General features: G+C 65.3%; 14 protein-coding genes. 2 read left to right on the top strand and 12 right to left on the bottom strand.

The genetic code is table 11. The annotated features are described in order from the left end of the window. The first annotated feature begins 49 nt into the window (after positions 1–49). A complete protein-coding gene (locus E3T43_RS19525) occupies positions 50–613 on the top strand; it encodes a TetR/AcrR family transcriptional regulator (protein ID WP_134442608.1) in 564 nt (187 codons plus the stop codon). Positions 614–784: 171 nt separating this feature from the next. Here E3T43_RS19525 and serA read toward each other — a convergent pair whose 3' ends face one another. Further along, positions 785–2,377: a phosphoglycerate dehydrogenase gene (gene serA, locus E3T43_RS10765; RefSeq protein WP_134442609.1), complete on the bottom strand. Its 1,593-nt coding sequence runs from the start codon at positions 2,375–2,377 to the stop codon at positions 785–787. An 86-nt stretch (positions 2,378–2,463) separates the two neighbouring features. Here serA and E3T43_RS10760 point away from each other — a divergent pair, with 86 nt between their 5' ends. Beyond that, positions 2,464–2,859, top strand: a complete 396-nt coding sequence (locus E3T43_RS10760; protein ID WP_134442610.1) for a DoxX family protein — start codon at positions 2,464–2,466, stop codon at positions 2,857–2,859. Here E3T43_RS10760 and E3T43_RS10755 read toward each other — a convergent pair whose 3' ends face one another. The 11 genes from E3T43_RS10755 to E3T43_RS10705 all read right to left on the bottom strand — a co-directional run bounded on the left by E3T43_RS10755 (position 2,860) and on the right by E3T43_RS10705 (position 16,583). Continuing rightward, the gene (locus tag E3T43_RS10755; RefSeq protein WP_134442611.1) at positions 2,860–3,234 is read right to left on the bottom strand and encodes a hypothetical protein; all 375 of its coding nucleotides are present in this window, start codon (positions 3,232–3,234) and stop codon (positions 2,860–2,862) included. Next, entirely contained in the window at positions 3,231–3,752 is a 522-nt protein-coding gene (locus E3T43_RS10750) for a DNA polymerase III subunit gamma/tau (protein ID WP_134442612.1), read from the bottom strand. The genes E3T43_RS10755 and E3T43_RS10750 overlap by 4 nt, the downstream gene beginning before the upstream one ends. 29 nt (positions 3,753–3,781) lie before the next feature. Then, positions 3,782–5,080, bottom strand: coding sequence for an Nramp family divalent metal transporter (locus E3T43_RS10745; RefSeq protein WP_134472453.1), 1,299 nt, complete (start codon positions 5,078–5,080; stop codon positions 3,782–3,784). 158 nt (positions 5,081–5,238) lie between these two features. Next, a complete protein-coding gene (locus E3T43_RS10740) occupies positions 5,239–6,537 on the bottom strand; it encodes an alkaline phosphatase family protein (protein WP_134472452.1) in 1,299 nt (432 codons plus the stop codon). A gap of 23 nt (positions 6,538–6,560) precedes the next feature. Beyond that, the gene (locus tag E3T43_RS10735) at positions 6,561–8,204 is read right to left on the bottom strand and encodes an alkaline phosphatase (RefSeq protein WP_134472451.1); all 1,644 of its coding nucleotides are present in this window, start codon (positions 8,202–8,204) and stop codon (positions 6,561–6,563) included. Between the two features lie 86 nt (positions 8,205–8,290). Then, positions 8,291–8,965: a DUF998 domain-containing protein gene (locus tag E3T43_RS10730; protein ID WP_134472450.1), complete on the bottom strand. Its 675-nt coding sequence runs from the start codon at positions 8,963–8,965 to the stop codon at positions 8,291–8,293. Positions 8,966–9,049: 84 nt separating this feature from the next. Further along, on the bottom strand, positions 9,050–10,078 hold the full coding sequence (gene ilvC / locus E3T43_RS10725) for a ketol-acid reductoisomerase (RefSeq protein WP_092449282.1): 1,029 nt from the start codon (positions 10,076–10,078) through the stop codon (positions 9,050–9,052). A gap of 46 nt (positions 10,079–10,124) precedes the next feature. Beyond that, positions 10,125–10,634 (bottom strand): acetolactate synthase small subunit, encoded by a 510-nt coding sequence (gene ilvN / locus E3T43_RS10720; RefSeq protein WP_092449283.1) that lies wholly within the window; start codon positions 10,632–10,634, stop codon positions 10,125–10,127. A gap of 2 nt (positions 10,635–10,636) precedes the next feature. Beyond that, positions 10,637–12,445, bottom strand: a complete 1,809-nt coding sequence (locus tag E3T43_RS10715; protein ID WP_092449284.1) for an acetolactate synthase large subunit — start codon at positions 12,443–12,445, stop codon at positions 10,637–10,639. Positions 12,446–12,531: 86 nt separating this feature from the next. Continuing rightward, positions 12,532–14,226 carry a dihydroxy-acid dehydratase gene (gene ilvD / locus E3T43_RS10710; RefSeq protein WP_104132618.1) on the bottom strand — a complete coding sequence of 565 codons (1,695 nt, stop codon included), beginning with the start codon at positions 14,224–14,226 and terminating at the stop codon, positions 12,532–12,534. Between the two features lie 47 nt (positions 14,227–14,273). Then, complete coding sequence (locus E3T43_RS10705; RefSeq protein WP_134472449.1) at positions 14,274–16,583, bottom strand: bifunctional alpha,alpha-trehalose-phosphate synthase (UDP-forming)/trehalose-phosphatase; 2,310 nt, start codon at positions 16,581–16,583, stop codon at positions 14,274–14,276. Between the last annotated feature and the right edge of the window lie 41 nt (positions 16,584–16,624).

Genomic DNA, 16,624 nt, shown 5'->3' with positions numbered 1-16,624 from the left:
CGGTATAGTTGTCCAGCGTGAAGCCCGCCCATTTCGGTACCATGGGCCAATGTCGAAAAATGTGCCAGCATCATCCGTTCCTACCCGGGATCGTCTGCTCGATGCCTTCGAGGAGTTGCTGGTCGAGGGCGGAGAGCGCTCGGCGACGCTGGATGCCGTCGCGGCGGCCGCTGCGGTCTCCAAGGGCGGACTGCTTTATCACTTCAGCTCAAAAGGCGCCCTGATCGAGGGCATGCTGGCCCGTCTCGATGCGCTCGCGAACGAGGATGCCGAGAACATCCGCACGGCCCCGGCCGGCCCGGTCGACTACCTCATTCGAACCTCGGTGCACACCGGCAGCCCGCTCGACCGCGCCTACATCGCTGGCTCCCGCCTCGCCCAGGGTCGCGATCCACGAGCCATGCAGGTGCTCGGCGATATTCGGCGCCGCTGGCTCTCGGTCATCGAAGACGCTGTCCACGACCCGGATACCGCCGAGGCGATCATGCTCATTAGCGACGGACTCTACGTCAACAGTTCGCTGGCCGAACACGAACTGGCGCCACAGGACCACACCGCCGAGTCCATGACCCGGCTGATCACCCTGATCGGCCGGCTCCTGCCGCAGACCTGAACCGGATATCCCGCTGCCCACGCCGCGCGGGGTCGTAAAACGTCCTAAAACCAACCCCGGCAGTACGATTTGCGACCCTTCGGACTCACTTCGCGCGTCGGAGTCGTTTAACAGCGGATGCGAGTGGGCGCCGGCCTGGCCTCTGCCCACTCGCATCCGTTTTGAAGAGAGCTAGTCGGTGAGGGCGATCTCCACCATGATCTCGGCTTCGATGGCCGCGCGAACAGAGGCGAGCAGACCGGCTGGAACCTCGGAGTCGACGGTCAGAACGCTGAGAGCCTTGCCGCCGGCCACGTGGCGGGCGATCTGCATGCCGGCGATGTTAATGTTGGCGTTACCGAATTCGCGGCCATACACGGCGACGATTCCGGGGCGGTCGGTGTAAAGCATGACGATAAGGTTCTTGGCGAACGGAACCTCGACGTCGTAACCGTTGATCTCGACGATCTTCTCGATCTGCTTGGTGCCGGTGAGGGTACCCGAGACGGAGACCTGCGAACCATCGGCGAGGGCTCCGCGCAGGGTGATCACGTTGCGGTACTCGGGCGACTCGGCGTCGGTGAGCATGCGCACGGTGACACCGCGCTGCTCGGCCAGCAACGGCGCGTTGACGTAGGAGACGGTTTCGCTGACCACATTGGTGAAGATGCCCTTGAGCGCGGCGAGCTTGAGCACGCTGACGTCGTACGCGACGAGTTCGCCGCGCACCTCGATGTCGACGCTCGTGAGCGGGCTGTGGGCGGCGAGGCCGGAGAAGACCTGGCCGAGCTTTTCGACCAGCGGGATGCCGGGGCGCACATAGGGGTCGATGACTCCGCCGGCGACGTTGACCGCGTCGGGCACGAGCTCGCCCGACAGTGCGAGGCGCACGGACTTGGCGACGGAGACGCCGGCCTTCTCCTGCGCCTCGTCGGTCGACGCACCGAGGTGCGGCGTGGTGATGATGTTGTCGAGGCCGAGCAGCGGCGAGCCGGTCGGCGGTTCACTGACAAACACGTCGAGGCCGGCGCCGGCGATGGTGCCGGCGACGAGGGCTTCGTGCAGTGCGTCTTCGTCGATGAGGCCGCCGCGGGCGACGTTCACGACGAACGCGGTCGGCTTCATGAGCTTGAGCTGGGCTGCACCGATCATTCCGGTGGTCTCCGGCGTCTTCGGCATGTGGATCGTGACGAAGTCGGACTGCGCGAGCAGTTCATCGAGGGTGACCGGGGTCACGCCGAGCTGCTGGGCGCGCGCCGAGGTGATGTAGGGGTCGTAGGCGATGACGTTGGTGCCGAAGGCCTGCATGCGCGCGGTGATCAGGGCGCCGATGCGGCCGAGACCGATGATGCCGATGGTCTTTTCGTACAGCTCGGTGCCGGTGTACTTGGAGCGCTTCCACTGACCGTCGGCGAGAGCGCCGGAGGCGGCGGGGATGTGACGGGCGAGGCTCAGGATGTGCCCGACGGTCAGCTCAGCGGCCGAGATGATATTGGAGGTGGGAGCGTTGACGACCATGACGCCGGCCGCGGTGGCGGCCTTAATGTCAACGTTGTCCAGGCCGACGCCCGCACGAGCGATGACCTTCAGGAACGGAGCGGCCTGAATCGCTTCGGCATCCATTTTGGTGGCGGAGCGCACCAGAACGGCCTGCGCGGTGGCGAGCTCGGCGAACAGCGCGGAGCGATCCGTGCCGTCTACCTGGTGAATGTCAAAGTCGGGCCCGAGAGCATCGACGGTGGCGGGGGAAAGTTCTTCGGCGATCAGGACGACGGGCTTCGACAATAAAATCGGATCCTTAGATTGCGGGTGTTGGTGGCAGGGCAATAGGCGCCACTCTTTTTCCACCCTACCGGCTGCACAATAGAGCCATGAGCAGCGACGTAATAGACGGACTCCAACTGGCCCTGCGGGTTATTCTCGCGGTGGTCTTCATCGGCGCCGGGATCATCCATTTTCTGCCCTCGGTGCAGCGCACCATGGCGGCGATGATTCCGCCGCGACTGCGCACGGCGGGCTGGGCCAACCCGACCAACCTCGTACTGTTCACTGGGCTGTGCGAGCTGGCCGGCGGCTTCGGGTTGCTGTATCCCCCGACTATGCTGCTAGCCGCTGGGGCTCTCGTGCTGTTTCTGGCGGCGGTGTTTCCGGCTAACGCCTACGCCGCCCGGCACAAGAAACGATTCGGGCGGATCGCGATTCCGTTCGTTCCCCGACTCATCGCCCAACTGGTGCTGATGGCTCTGATCGTGGTCGCCGTGATCTAGTCAGGCGATCAGCCGACCGAGGCCGAACACCGTGGCGATGTCGAGCGACAGGGCAGCAACCGCACAGAGTCCGACGAGCAGGGTCAGCGCCTGCACTCCGAAGGCCCGGTTGCGGCCGAGCCAGAAGGCGAGGGCGTAGACCATCACCGGCAGGAGTACCGCAAAGATCAGCACGGCCCAACCGAAGCCGCTCAGCTGGGTGTCGAGGGACTGCGCCTGCAGGTTCAGACCGACCAGGTTGCCGATGGCTTCCCAGACGTCGTAGGCGTAGAACAGTCCGATGAACAGTGCGATGGTCAGCAGGATCCAGCGCGGCGGGCGGCGACGGTGCACGGTATTCGTACCAACGGTGCCGGTGGGCTCGAGGTCGCTCATCCGGGGATCCCCGATCCGAGCAGGAAGGGCACGGGAATCAAAACGACCGCGCCGATCAGCAACCAGACCCAGCGTGCGCGCGGCCGGCTCAGGGTGAGCCAGAAGGTCGCCCCAAACCAGATCACGGGTGCCGCCACGGCCAGCCAACCGCCGAGGGAAGTCATAAAATCGGCGACGGGATCGCCCGAAGTGAGAACCGTCGAACGCGCGAGACGGGACACGCCAATGAACCAGCCGATCGAGTAGAGCAGGTACATTCCGGCGAGGATACCCATGCCCACCAGGGCGGCCGAGCTCGCGGCCGCGCCATCCGATTCGGTCTTCTCGGCATCCGCTGCGGTGTCGGTGGGGGCAGCATCCGCTGCGGTGTCGGTGGGGGCAGCATCCGTTTTGGGGGTGGTCCACCCCTCCGGCAGGCTGGTCGTCTCGGGCGCGGCCCGACCGGTTCCCCCGGGAGCCAGCGTCGGGTCGTCGTCACCGGCCCAGTTCAGCGCATCGTCGTCGCGTGTGGCATTCATTTTTCCAGAGTATCCGGTTGCCGCCGAAGCTACCCGAACAGCGGCTTCAGAGCGGTGACCAGTTGTTGCACGCCCAACACGATGAAGAGCAGCGCGCAGATGCCCAGCGCACCGTTGGTGAACCACTTATTGCGCCATTCCCGCGGGATGCGCTTGCCGTTCAACAGTCCCAGCAAGGTGATGGCGAGAAACGGCATGAATAGTGAGCCGAGTACGCCGTAGGCCAGAATGAGGCCGATCGGTGAGCCGAGCAAAAACAGGATCATGGGCGGAAAGGTGAGCCATAACAGGTAGAACTTGAAGTATTTGCCACCGACGAGGGTGTCGGGGTGGCCGGACTTCTTACCGCGCATATTGCCCCAGAAGTCGGCGAACATGAGGCTCACGCCGTTCCACACACCGATGATCGACGAGAACGATGCCGCCCAGAAGCCCACCAGAAATCCGGTACCGACGACGACGCCGTACTTCTCGTTGAGCACCGTGGAGAGGTCGAGCAGTCCCGTGTCCCCCGCGCTCAGGGTGATACCGGCAGCGGCGACCACCTCGGCGCCGACGATGAGCATGGCGACGACGAAGATGCCGGTCATGACGTAGGCCATGCGGTTGTCGATGCGCATGACTTTCATCCAGCGCGGAGTGGACCAACCCTTTTCGCGCAGCCAGTAGCCGTAAGCGGCGAGGGTGATGGTGCCGCCGACACCGCCGGCCAAAGCGAGCGTGTAAAGCACTCCCCCCTCAGGAATGATCGGCACGAGGCCGGCGAGCATGGCCGGAAAGTCGGGCACGGCGATGACGGCGAGGCCGACGACGGTGACGAACATGATGCCGACGAGCACGGCGGTGACCTTCTCGAAGAAGGCGTAGCGGCCGAACCAGACCATGGTGAGACCGGCGAGACCCATGAGAACGGCCCAGACCTGCAGCGGAAAGACCGGGAACAGTGCGGCGAGGGGCAGGGCAGCCGAGGACATGGCGGTGGCGCCATAGACGAAGCCCCACAGCATGATGTACGGACCGAAGTACCAGGTGGTCCATTTACCGAGGGACCGCCAGCCCTCGAAGATGGTCATGCCGGTGGCCAGGGTGTACCGGCCGGCGCCCTCGACCAGCACGATCTTGAGGATCACACCGAGAATGACCGCCCAGAGCAGGGCATACCCATATCGGGATCCGGCGACGAGGGTGGCGACCATGTCGGCCGCTCCGACGCCGGTCGCGGCCACGACCAGTCCGGGGCCAACGATCTTCCATTTGGGAAGCGGACCGTCGTCGAGGGGGGCAGGGGCGACCAGGCTGACGTCGCCGGTGTTGTTGCCTGAGGTCATGGTGGTACCGGCCTTACGCGAGTGGAACGAAGGCCCCACAGGCCCCCGTTTTGCAGGACGTGCGGCGAAGCTGTGCGTCGGTGCACAGGACCAGCGGAACCGGCCATGCGACCGGTGCGTTCCTCGACTTTACCCATAATGGGGTAATCACCGGGTTTTTACACGGCGGTGAAGGCCACCGCCCGGTCGACTCCGTCATAGCCACCGGCCGGCGCTGCGAGACCGAACAAAGCCGCAACCGTCGGTGCTACGTCCATCGTGCGCGCCGGGTCCGACAGGGTGATTCCGGTGCGCACGCGCGGGCTTCCACCGGAGATGAAGAACGGAATCGGCTCCGTCGTCGGATGCCCGTGATTGCCCGGAATCGGATTCGACAGCACGGCCGGATCAGAAAAGCGCCAGCCCGCCCGGCAGTAGGCCACGAGGTCACCGGCGTTTGCGCCCAGTCGCAGCTCTGCCGGTTCATGCACCGCGAGCACCCCCTCGTGGGCCGTGACCAAAGCACGGACTTCGGCGAGTCCGGCAGCACGGCCGGCGTCGCTGCCCACCCAGTACACCAGGTCGGCGCCGCCGTTCTGCCCGATGACGACCTGCTCGCGCAGTGCCGGGTGATCCTGCAAAATCAGATCAATCGAGATCAGGTTCGAGGGGATCGACCAATCCATCGAGTGGTCGGCGAGCACCATGATGACACTGCTCTCCCAGAGCCCGACAGTGACCAGGTGATCGACGAAACGACCGATCTGAGAGTCGCTCCGGGCCAGAGCCGCGGTGCGGGCGATCTTGACCGAAGAGCCGGTTTCGTCAGAATGCCCGAACCGGTCGATGTCGCCGAAGTTGGCGAAGACCAGGTCGGGGTCGGACACCGTGACCATGGCGATGAGGGCGTCCATCGTGAACTGGTCGGGCGCGTGGCCGCTCACCGGTACGAGCGGCGCCGGCTCCCACCGGTAGGTCGCGCGTTCGCCGAATATTCCGAACAGGTACTCCTTACTGAGCACCGATCCGGTGGTCAGGCCACCGGTTCGCAGCCGCTCCAGCACGGTCGGAAACCGCAAATCGCTCGGTCGGTCCAGGTTGCGCACAACACCTTCAGCACGGTCGTAGACGGCATTCGCCGGAACACCGGAGCGGTCCGGCCGGACGCCGGTCATCATCATGACGTGATTGGGGATGGTCTCCATAATGGGGAGCGACCGGGCCGCCGGAAAATTGACGCCCTGTGTACGCAGCGCGTGCAGGCGGGGTGTGAGCTCAGGCGTGATCTCGTCGGGGCGGCATCCGTCAATGACCAGCACGTACACCCGGGTACGAGCGGCGGGGGCTCTTGGGTCTGCAGCAGCGGATGTCGCGGCCCAGGCCGCTCCCGGCGCAGCGGACAGCACGACGGCAGCTCCGGCGCCCACGGCAATCTTGAGAAATGTCCGACGGTTGGCGATGCCGTCTGCTTGGCTCACCGCTGTCAGCGAATCGAGGCCGCTCACAACGCGGCCGTCACCGTCTGCGTACCGGCTGCGACCCGGAACGACGTCGACAGTGAGCTCGTGGACGCCGGGCTGGTGCGCTCCGACAGCACGTACCAGTCCATCCGCACCGCTGCCGGTGTCACCTCGAGCACGGAGAAGCCGTGCGAGTCGAAGTCGAGGTATTTGACGTGCGGGTTCGCGGTCCGGAACGCGGTTTCAACGGCGAGGGACGCGGTGCGCGGCGGCACCCCGAGAATGTCGTCGAGATTGTCGCTGGTCACCGAGGTGCAGACCAGTTCGGTGGCGACGGAGGTGCCGGTTGTCGGGTAGGTCAGCGGGTCGGCCGGAATGTCGCAGGCCCAGCCGGAGTGGATGTCCCCGGTGAGGAAGACGGTATCCGTGACGCCGTGGTCGCGCAGGTGACTGATCACACGGCTGCGATCGGCGGCGTAGCCGTCCCACTGGTCGACGTTGTACGGCACGCCGTCGATCGTCGTGGTGCCGAGGAGGGCCTGCACTCCCCCGATCTCGGCGGTGGACAACGTCGACGGAAAGCGCACCGGCGCGATCATGACCGGGTTCCCCACCAGTTTCCACTGCGTGTCGGTTTGCGTGAACCCGTCGAGGAGCCAGTCCATTTGTGCGGTGCCGGTGATGGTGCGGTCGGGGCTGGAGATGTCGGCGCTGACCATGTTCGCGGCCTGCTCGCTGCGGTAGCTGCGCAGGTCGAGCATCGACACACTCGCCAGGTCGCCGAAGCCGAAGCGACGATAGAGCTGGCCGCCCACGTCGTAGCGCACCGGCATCCACTCGGCATAAGCCTGCTGGGACGCCTCCCGCCGCGCCTTCCAAGTGCCCTCGGCGCCCTCGGTGTGGTTTTCGGCGCCCTCCGACCAGGCATCGTTGGCGGATTCGTGGTCGTCCCAGGTGACGATGAAGGGCACCGCGGCGTGCAGCGCCTGCAGGTCGAGGTCGGATTTGTACTGCGCGTGCCGACGACGGTAGTGCTCGAGGGTGATCATTTCGGTCGTGGGGTCGTGTGGCCGCACGACCACGTCACGGGCCTGGTACTCACCGACGCCGTATTCGTAGAGGTAGTCCCCGAGGTGCAGCACGACGTCGAGGTCGCCGCGATCGGCGAGGTGGCGGTACGCGGTGAAGAAGCCCGCCTGCAGGTTGGCGCAGGACACGACACCGAGGCGCAGGCGATCGATTGCGACACCGGCGGCCGGGGCTGTCTTGGTGCGACCGACCGGGGAAACGACTCCGCCGGAACTGAAGCGAAACCAGTAGCTGGTGGACGGCCGCAGCCCGGTCGGTTTCGCCTTCACCGTGTGATCCCGGGCTGCACCGGTTATGGTCGTGCCCCTCGCTGCGACCCGCAAAAAGCCCGAGTCCTCGGCCACCTCCCAGGTCACCGAGACGTCGGGGCCCAGGCCCGACCCGGGTGCGGCTTCGGTCATCGGAGTGACCCGAGTCCAGAGCAGGATGCCGTCGGGCAGCGGGTCTCCGGAGGCAACCCCGTGGTCGAATCGGGTGCCGGCGGACAGGACGGCGGCGTTCGAGCTGGCTGGCTGGCCGCCCACGGTCGCTGCTGCGGCGCCGGCAACAACGAAAACACCGGCCGAGAAGAGATCACGTCGAGAGAGAGTAGACATCACCCCAGTTTGGGGGCGACTGCCGAATACTTGGCAGTGAGATCATTCTGTTCACCGAGTGTTCAGCGCGGGCCGGCTGGTGTAGGTCAGGCCAGTCGACGGATTCCGGCGCTCACGCACCACGTCCATCCCAGAATACCCACGAGGGCCAGGCGCTCCGCGAGCCCGACCACACCGGGCGCCCAGGCACTGGCGGCGACGACTGCGAGCAGACCGGTCAGGGTGAGCGCCGCGAAAACCATCGCCCACGGCTGCACCCGCGGCATAACCCGGCGGATGCGCAACCAGGCCGTAAGTAGCAGGATGGCGATCAGGGCCGCGACGAAGCCGAAGGACGCTACGGCCAGGTGGATGGCGCCGACGGTGGTCGACGTCTGCAGGGTGCTCTCGTGGGACGCGCTGACATCGGTCGGAAAGAAAGCGAGCACGGCCGAGCTGGCTCCCCCGACAAGAAACAGCCCGAGGCCGGCGCCGAGCAGCAGGTCCCGACGCCGTGGGACCAGCAGCCTGGCCGCCAGCGCGATCGCCACGACGGCGGCGACGCAGAACACCGCTCGCCCGAGAAAATTGAGGTTCATGATCCAGCCGAACGGCCCGACCGCGAGGTTGCTCTCGGCGTCGCTGATCGGGCTGTAGTGCGGCGGCAGAAATTGCAGCACCACGTCGATGAACACGTAGAGGCACACGCCGAGCATGGCCAGGGCCGACATGCGGTTGCGCCACACCGTTTGATTTTCGGTGCCCACGGCATCCGTTGTCATTCGTTTGCCCTTTCGACGCTCGTGCCGGGGAACGAAGAAGGGGCTCTCGCGAACGAGAACCCCTTCCTCAATCTAAGCGGATGCTTAGCGCGACACCGAACCGTCGGTGTAGTCGTCGTCGTTCGAGGCATTCCACGCGAAGAGCTTGCGCAGGCTGCGGCCGGTGGCCTCGATCGGGTGCTCTTCGCCCTTCTTGCGCAGGGCGAGGAACTCGACTCCGCCGTTGTCCTGGTCGGCGATGAAGCGCTCGGCGAATGCGCCGCTCTGGATGTCGGCGAGAACGGCCTTCATGTTCTCCTTGACGCTCGGGTCGATGACGCGCGGGCCGGAGACGTAGTCGCCGTACTCGGCGGTGTCGGAGACGCTCCAACGCTGCTTGGCGATGCCACCCTCCCACATGAGGTCGACGATGAGCTTGAGCTCGTGCAGCACCTCAAAGTACGCAACCTGCGGCTGGTAGCCGGCCTCGGTGAGAACCTCGAAGCCGTACTGGATCAGCTGTGAGGTACCGCCGCAGAGCACTGCCTGCTCGCCGAACAGGTCGGTTTCGGTTTCTTCGGTGAAGGTGGTCTTGATGCCGGCGGCGCGCAGGCCACCGATCGCCTTGGCGTAGCTGAGGGTGAGCGGCCAGGCGTTGCCCGAGGCGTCCTTCTCGACGGCGACGATCACGGGAACGCCGCGACCGGCTTCGAACTCGCGGCGCACGGTGTGGCCCGGACCCTTCGGGGCGACCATGACGACGTCAACGCCGTCGGGCGCCGTGATGTACCCGAAGCGGATGTTGAATCCGTGTCCGAAGACGAGGGCCTTACCGGCAGCCAGGTTCGGCAGCACGTCGTCCTTGTACAGGTGACGCTGCACCTGGTCGGGCGCGAGGATGACGATGACGTCGGCCCAGGCCGCGGCATCCGCTGTGGACAGCACGGTGAAGCCGGCTTCTTCGGCCTTGGCCTTGCTCTTGGAGCCGTCCTTCAGGCCGATCTTGACCTCGACGCCGGAGTCGCGCAGGTTCTGCGCGTGGGCGTGACCCTGCGAGCCGTAGCCGATGACGGCCACCTTCTTGCCCTGAATGATCGACAGGTCGGCGTCTTTGTCGTAGAAAATCTCAGACAATGTGTATTTCTCCTCGTGAATTGATTAGTAGAAAAAGTTGAAACCGTTAGTTTTTGAAGACGCGTTCGGTAATCGATTTGGAACCGCGGCCGATGGCGAGCATGCCCGACTGCGCAAGTTCGCGAATTCCGAACGGCTCGAGAATGCGCAAGAACGCCTGGGTCTTGCCGGTGTCACCGGTGACCTCGATAACGAGGGCGTCGGCGGCGACGTCGACGACCCGGGCTCGGAATAGGGTGACCGCTTCGAGCACCTGCGACCGGGTCGTGTTGTCCACCTTGACCTTGATCAGGAGGTGTTCGCGCTGCACCGACTGGGTGGGGTCGAGTTCGACGATCTTGATCACATTGATCAGCTTGTTGAGCTGCTTCGTCACCTGCTCGAGCGGGATGTCCTCGACGTCAACCAGAATCGTGATGCGGGACAGCCCGGCGATCTCGCTGTGCCCCACGGCGAGGCTCTCAATATTGAAGCCGCGACGCGCGAACAGGCCGGCGACGCGCGTGAGCAGGCCGGGCTTGTCCTCGACGAGCAGGCTCAGAACGTGGCTCGTCACGGTTACTCGTCTCCCCAGGTGGGTGCATGGTCTTTGGCGTACTGAACGAAACTGTTGCTGACTCCCTGCGGAACCATCGGCCACACCATGGCGCCGGGGCTCACAATGAAGTCGATGACGACGGGGCGGTCATTGGTGGCGAGGGCCAGTTTGATGGCGTCATCGACCTGGTCCTTGCTGGTGACCCGAATTCCGAGCGCACCATAGGCATCCGCCATCTTGATGAAGTCCGGAACCATGGCGGTGCCGTGACCGGTGTTCAGGTCGGTGAAGGAGTGCCGCCCGTCGTAAAACAGCGACTGCCACTGGCGCACCATGCCGAGGGAGGAGTTGTTGATGATCGCGACCTTGATCGGGATCTTGTTGATCGTGCAGGTGGCGAGTTCCTGGTTGGTCATCTGAAAGCAGCCGTCGCCGTCGATCGACCAGACCACGCGGTCCGGCTCGGCGACCTTGGCGCCCATCGCCGCGGGAACCGAGTACCCCATAGTGCCGGCTCCACCCGAGTTGAGCCATGAATTGGGACGCTCGTACTTGATGTACTGCGCCGCCCACATCTGGTGCTGGCCAACGCCTGCCGCGTAGACCGCTTCCGGGCCGGTGAGCTCGCCGATTCGCTGGATCACGTACTGCGGGGCCAACAGGCCGTCGGTTGGCTCGGTGAAGCCGAGCGGGAACTCGTCTTTCAAGCCACGCAGGTAGGTCCACCACTCAGCGGTGTCGGGAACACCGGCGTCGGGGGCGGCGGCCTGAACCGCCTCCTGCCAGGCAACGATGAGATCGGCGATGACATCTTTGGCATCACCGACGATGGGTACATCGGCCAGACGGATCTTGGAGATCTCGGCCGGGTCGACGTCAACGTGCACGATCTTCGCATTCGGGGCGAATTCGCTGATCTTTCCGGTCACCCGGTCGTCGAAGCGTGCTCCGAACGAAATGATGAGGTCGCTCTCCTGCAGCGCGAGCACGGCGGGAACGGTGCCGTGCATGCCCGGCATTCCGAGGTGCTGCGGGTGCGAGTCGGGGAAGGCGCCACGTGCCATCAGGGTGGTCACGACCGGTGCGCCGGTCGTCTCGGCGAGCACGAGGAGCTCGGGTGAGGCCTTGGCCCGGATCACACCGCCGCCCACGTAGAGCACCGGCTTCTTGGCATTGAGCAGCAACTGGGCCGCAACCTGCACCTGCTTGCCGTGGGCCTTGACGATCGGCCGGTAACCAGGAAGGTCGAGCTTCGGCGGCCAGATGAACGGTGCCAAGTTCTGCTGCGCGTCCTTGGTGATGTCGACGAGCACCGGGCCGGGGCGTCCGGTCGAGGCGATGTGGTACGCCGAGGCGATGGCCGCCGGAATCTCCTCTGCCCGGCGAGCCAGGAAGGAGTGCTTGGTGATCGGCATCGTGATGCCGATGATGTCGGCCTCCTGGAAGGCATCCGTTCCCATGGACGTCGAGAAGACCTGGCCGGTGATCGCGAGCAGCGGGACCGAGTCCATGTAGGCGTCTGCAATGGCCGTGACCAGGTTGGTGGCACCCGGTCCGCTCGTGGCGATCGCCACGCCGACTCGGCCGGTTGCGGAGGCATAACCCTCGGCGGCATGACCGGCACCCTGTTCGTGGCGCACCAGAATGTGGCGGATCTTGGTTTGCGTCATCAGCTCGTCGTACAGCGGGATGACGGCGCCGCCGGGGATACCGAAAACGTCGGTAACACCGAGCAGCTCCAGGGTGCGAATGATCGCCCCCGAACCGGTGAGCATTTCCGGCTCCGCGGACGCGGGGGCCGAGGGCACAGGCGTGGTTTCCGTGGTCATGATCGTAGAATCCCTACTTTGAAATCGGTCTTGCGACATCTATCAGCGTGTCCCCACGGGGTGTGCCGGTGAGCCGGTGCGCAGCGTCAGCCGGTGATGGCGCCTTCGGCGGCGGAATGCACGAGCTTTGCGTACTTTGCCAGCACGCCCCGGGTATAGCGCGGGGGAAGAGGTGCCCAGCCGACTTGCCGGGCGGCCAGCTCAGCAGGTGCGACCAGTAGGTCAAGCGTGCGAGCTGCGATATCGACCCGTATCAGATCACCATCGCGCACGAAGGCGATTGGACCTGCGTCCACCGCTTCGGGTGCTATGTGGCCGATGCACAGTCCGGTTGTGCCGCCTGAGAATCGACCGTCCGTTAATAGTAGTACATCGGAGCCGAGCCCAGCGCCCTTGATGGCGGCGGTGATCGAGAGCATCTCGCGCATTCCCGGCCCGCCCTTCGGGCCTTCGTAGCGGATGATGACGACGTCACCCTTGTAGATTTTCCCCTCGGTCAGGGCGTCCATCGCTGCGCGCTCTCGCTCGAACACCCGGGCGGGGCCTTCGAAGACGGCGGCGTCGAAGCCGGCGGTCTTCACCACAGCACCTTCGGGCGCGAAGCTGCCCTTGAGGATGGTGATGCCACCGCTCTTGTGGATCGGGTTGTCCAGGGTGCGCAGCACCTCGCCGTCGAGGTCGGGTGGGTCGATCTCGGCAAGGTTCTCGGCGACGGTCTTGCCGGTCACGGTGAGGGCGTCGCCGTGGATCAGGCCGGCTTCGAGCAGCGCGCGCATGACGACGGGCACGCCGCCCTGGCGGTCCACGTCGTTCATGACGTACTTGCCGAACGGCTTGAGGTCGCCGATGTGCGGAACCTTGTCGCCGATGCGGTTGAAGTCGTCGAGGGTCAGCTCGACCTCGGCCTCGCGGGCGATGGCGAGCAGGTGCAGCACGACGTTGGTGGAGCCGCCGAAGGCCATGGCCACGGCGATGGCGTTCTCGAATGCCTTGCGGGTGAGGATGTCGCGGGCGGTGATACCGAGGCGCAGCATGTTGACCACGGCCTCGCCCGAGCGGTGGGCGAAATAGTCACGGCGACGGTCAGCGGATGCCGGGCTCGCCGAGCCGGGCAGACTCATTCCGAGGGCTTCCGCGACACTGGCCATGGTGTTCGCGGTGTACATACCGCCGCAGGCGCCCTCGCCCGGAGCGAACGCGCACTCGATGCGCTTCGCATCCGCTTCACTCATGCGGCCGGCCTTGACCGCGCCGACGGCCTCGAACGCGTCGATGATGGTGATGTCTTTTTCGGTGCCGTCGGAAAGTTTGACCCAGCCCGGGGCGATCGATCCGGCGTAGAGGAACACGCTGGCGAGGTCGAGGCGGGCGGCGGCCATGAGCATGCCGGGCAGGGATTTGTCGCAACCGGCCAGCAGCACGCTGCCGTCGAGACGTTCGGCCTGCATGACGACCTCGACCGAGTCAGCGATGACCTCACGCGAGACGAGGGAGAAGTGCATGCCCTCGTGGCCCATCGAAATACCGTCGCTGACCGAGATGGTGCCGAACTGCAGCGGGTAGCCGCCACCGGAGTGCACGCCTTCTTTGGCGGCCTGGGCGAGGCGGTCGAGCGAGAGGTTGCACGGCGTGATCTCGTTCCACGAACTCGCAATGCCGATCTGGGGCTTGTCCCAGTCGGCGTCGCCCATGCCGACGGCGCGAAGCATTCCACGCGATGTGGTGGCCTCGATTCCATCCGTGACGGCGCGGCTACGGGGTTTCACATCGATCTCAGACATGCCTCCGAGTCTAGAACCTCAGGGCGCCCTCTATTTTCAATGGGGCCTCATAGCGCAAGGCCAGCACGGAGTGCGGCGATGCGCACGAGGACCTGAGTGACTTCCTTGGGGCTGCGCACCCGGTAGCCGGCGAGGGTCGCGCCCTGGCCGACCTTGAGGCCGAGATCGTCGTCACGCAATGCCGCGAAGGCGTCTTCATCGGTCACATCGTCGCCGGCGTAGAACACCCGGTCGGCCCCACTGTACTCGCGCAGCTTCTCGAGGGCATCGCCCTTGGTGCTGGAGCGTACCGAGAATTCCAGCACGTTCTTACCTTCGCGAACGGTAAGTCCGGGCAGCTGATCGGTGAGCTGTTCCCTTGCCTCGCGCTGAGCAGTTTGGCCGTCTTTCTCGGTCGCGAGCCGGGTGTGCAGGGCCAGACCGGCGGGCTTGCGCTCGATGGTGGTCCCGGCAATCGATCCGGAGATGCTGGTGAGCACCCGGGCAAGGGTGTCGAGCTGTTCGAGCTCGGAGGAGACCAGGTTGAGTTCAATCTCGGGGGTGTCCAGCTGAACCTCGATGCCGTGCGAGCCGGTGAGCAACACCGAACTCTGCGGCTGGGCAACGTGCTGCAGACTTACCAGGGCGCGCCCAGAGACGAAGGCTACGCGCACCCCGGGCAGGTCGAGCAGGGCTTGAATGGCTTCCCGGGTGCCGGTGATTGCACGGGCGTCTTCGGGGTGGTCAACGTGCGGGGCCAGCGTTCCGTCGAAGTCGAGGGCGATGAGCACGTTCTCGGCACCGGCAAGATTCTGCAAGGCCAGGTCGAGATCGTCGGGGATTCCGGCCGCCACGGCAGCGCCGCCGGTGAGGGCCCGCAGGAACGAGGCCGACCAGGCGGCAACATCGTTCTCCGCGACCTTGCGGCGCAGCGATCGCATACGCCTGGCGCGTTCCCGCCGGGGCATCTCGACCGCGCGCACGATGGCGTCCTTGGTGCCGTCGATGTCGTGCGGATTGATCAGGATGGCCTGTTTGAGTTCATCGGCGGCGCCGGCGAACTCGCTCAGCACGAGCACCCCGTCGGCATCGAAGCGCACGGCCACGTATTCCTTGGCGACGAGGTTCATGCCATCACGCAGCGCGGTGACGAGCATGACGTCAGCGGCGAGATACATCGCGACCATTTCTTCACGCGGGTAGCTGTGGTGGTGATAGCTGATGGCGGTGTGGCTGATCGTGGAGAAGTCACCGTTGAGTCGACCGACGGCGAGTTCAATCTCGTCGCGCAGGGCCATATAGGTGCTGACCCGTTCGCGGGACGGGCTCGCGATCTGCACCAGGGTGACGTCTTCGACACTCAGGCGTCCGTCGGCGAGCAGTTCCCCGAAGGCCTTGATGCGGTGGCCGATGCCCTTGGTGTAGTCGAGCCGGTCGACGCCCAGCATGAGCGTTTTCGGGTTGCCGAGGTCCTCCCGAATCTGACGTGCGCGGGCCTGGATATCGGGGCGTCTGGCCAGTTCTTCGTAGGCGGCCGCGTCGATCGAGATGGGAAAGTGCTTGGCGATGACACGACGAGTCTCTCCAGTCTGCCCGCTCTGGCCGGTCTGCCCGTTGTCGCCGGTGGGCACGTCGATAACGACGCCGCGGGTGGCATAGCCATAGAGGCGACGCACCGCTTGGGAGAAATTGCCGGCATCCGCTACCCGTTGAAAGCCGATAACGTCGGCGCCGAGCAGGCCGTGCAGAATCTGTTTACGCCAGGGCAGCTGCGCATAAATGCCATATGGCGGAAATGGAATGTGATTGAAGAAGCCGATGACGAGGTCGGGGCGGGCCTCCCGCAGCAGGCGCGGAACAAGCTGCAGCTGGTAGTCGTGCACCCAGACCGTGGCTCCGGGGGCGGCGACCGCTGCTGCGGCTGCAGCGAATCGACGGTTCACCCTGACGTAGGCGTCCCAGGTTTCGCGGTGATAGCTCGGCGGCGCAATAACGTCGTGGTAGAGCGGCCAGAGGGTGTCGTTGGAGAAGCCCTCGTAGTAGTCCTCAATGTCTTCTTCGTTGAGCCGCACGGGCACGAGCGAGATGCCGTCATTATCGAACGGCGCAAAGGAGCGATCAGCGACGCCGGGCCAGCCGACCCAGGCGCCGTTTGACGCACGCATGAGCGGTTCGAGTGCGGTGACCAGGCCGCCGGGTGAAGTGCGCCAGGTGGCGGCACCGTCGTCGCCTTCCTCGAAATCGACCGGCAGCCGGTTGGAGACGACGACGAGCGTGTAGGCACCGGTTGCGGTGTCATCGGGCGCAGCGTCAGCCCCCGAATCGTCGAGTGCGGTCTGGTCTCGGTCGAACCGCGTGGAGTCGGCTGAATAAGTAATGGATCATCCGTTCCGGGCACACCCGCGGTGCACGCCTGTGT

The organism is Cryobacterium sp. Hh7, from assembly GCF_004403155.1.
Classification (GTDB): domain Bacteria; phylum Actinomycetota; class Actinomycetes; order Actinomycetales; family Microbacteriaceae; genus Cryobacterium; species Cryobacterium levicorallinum.
This window is presented reverse-complemented; position numbering and strand designations above follow the sequence as displayed.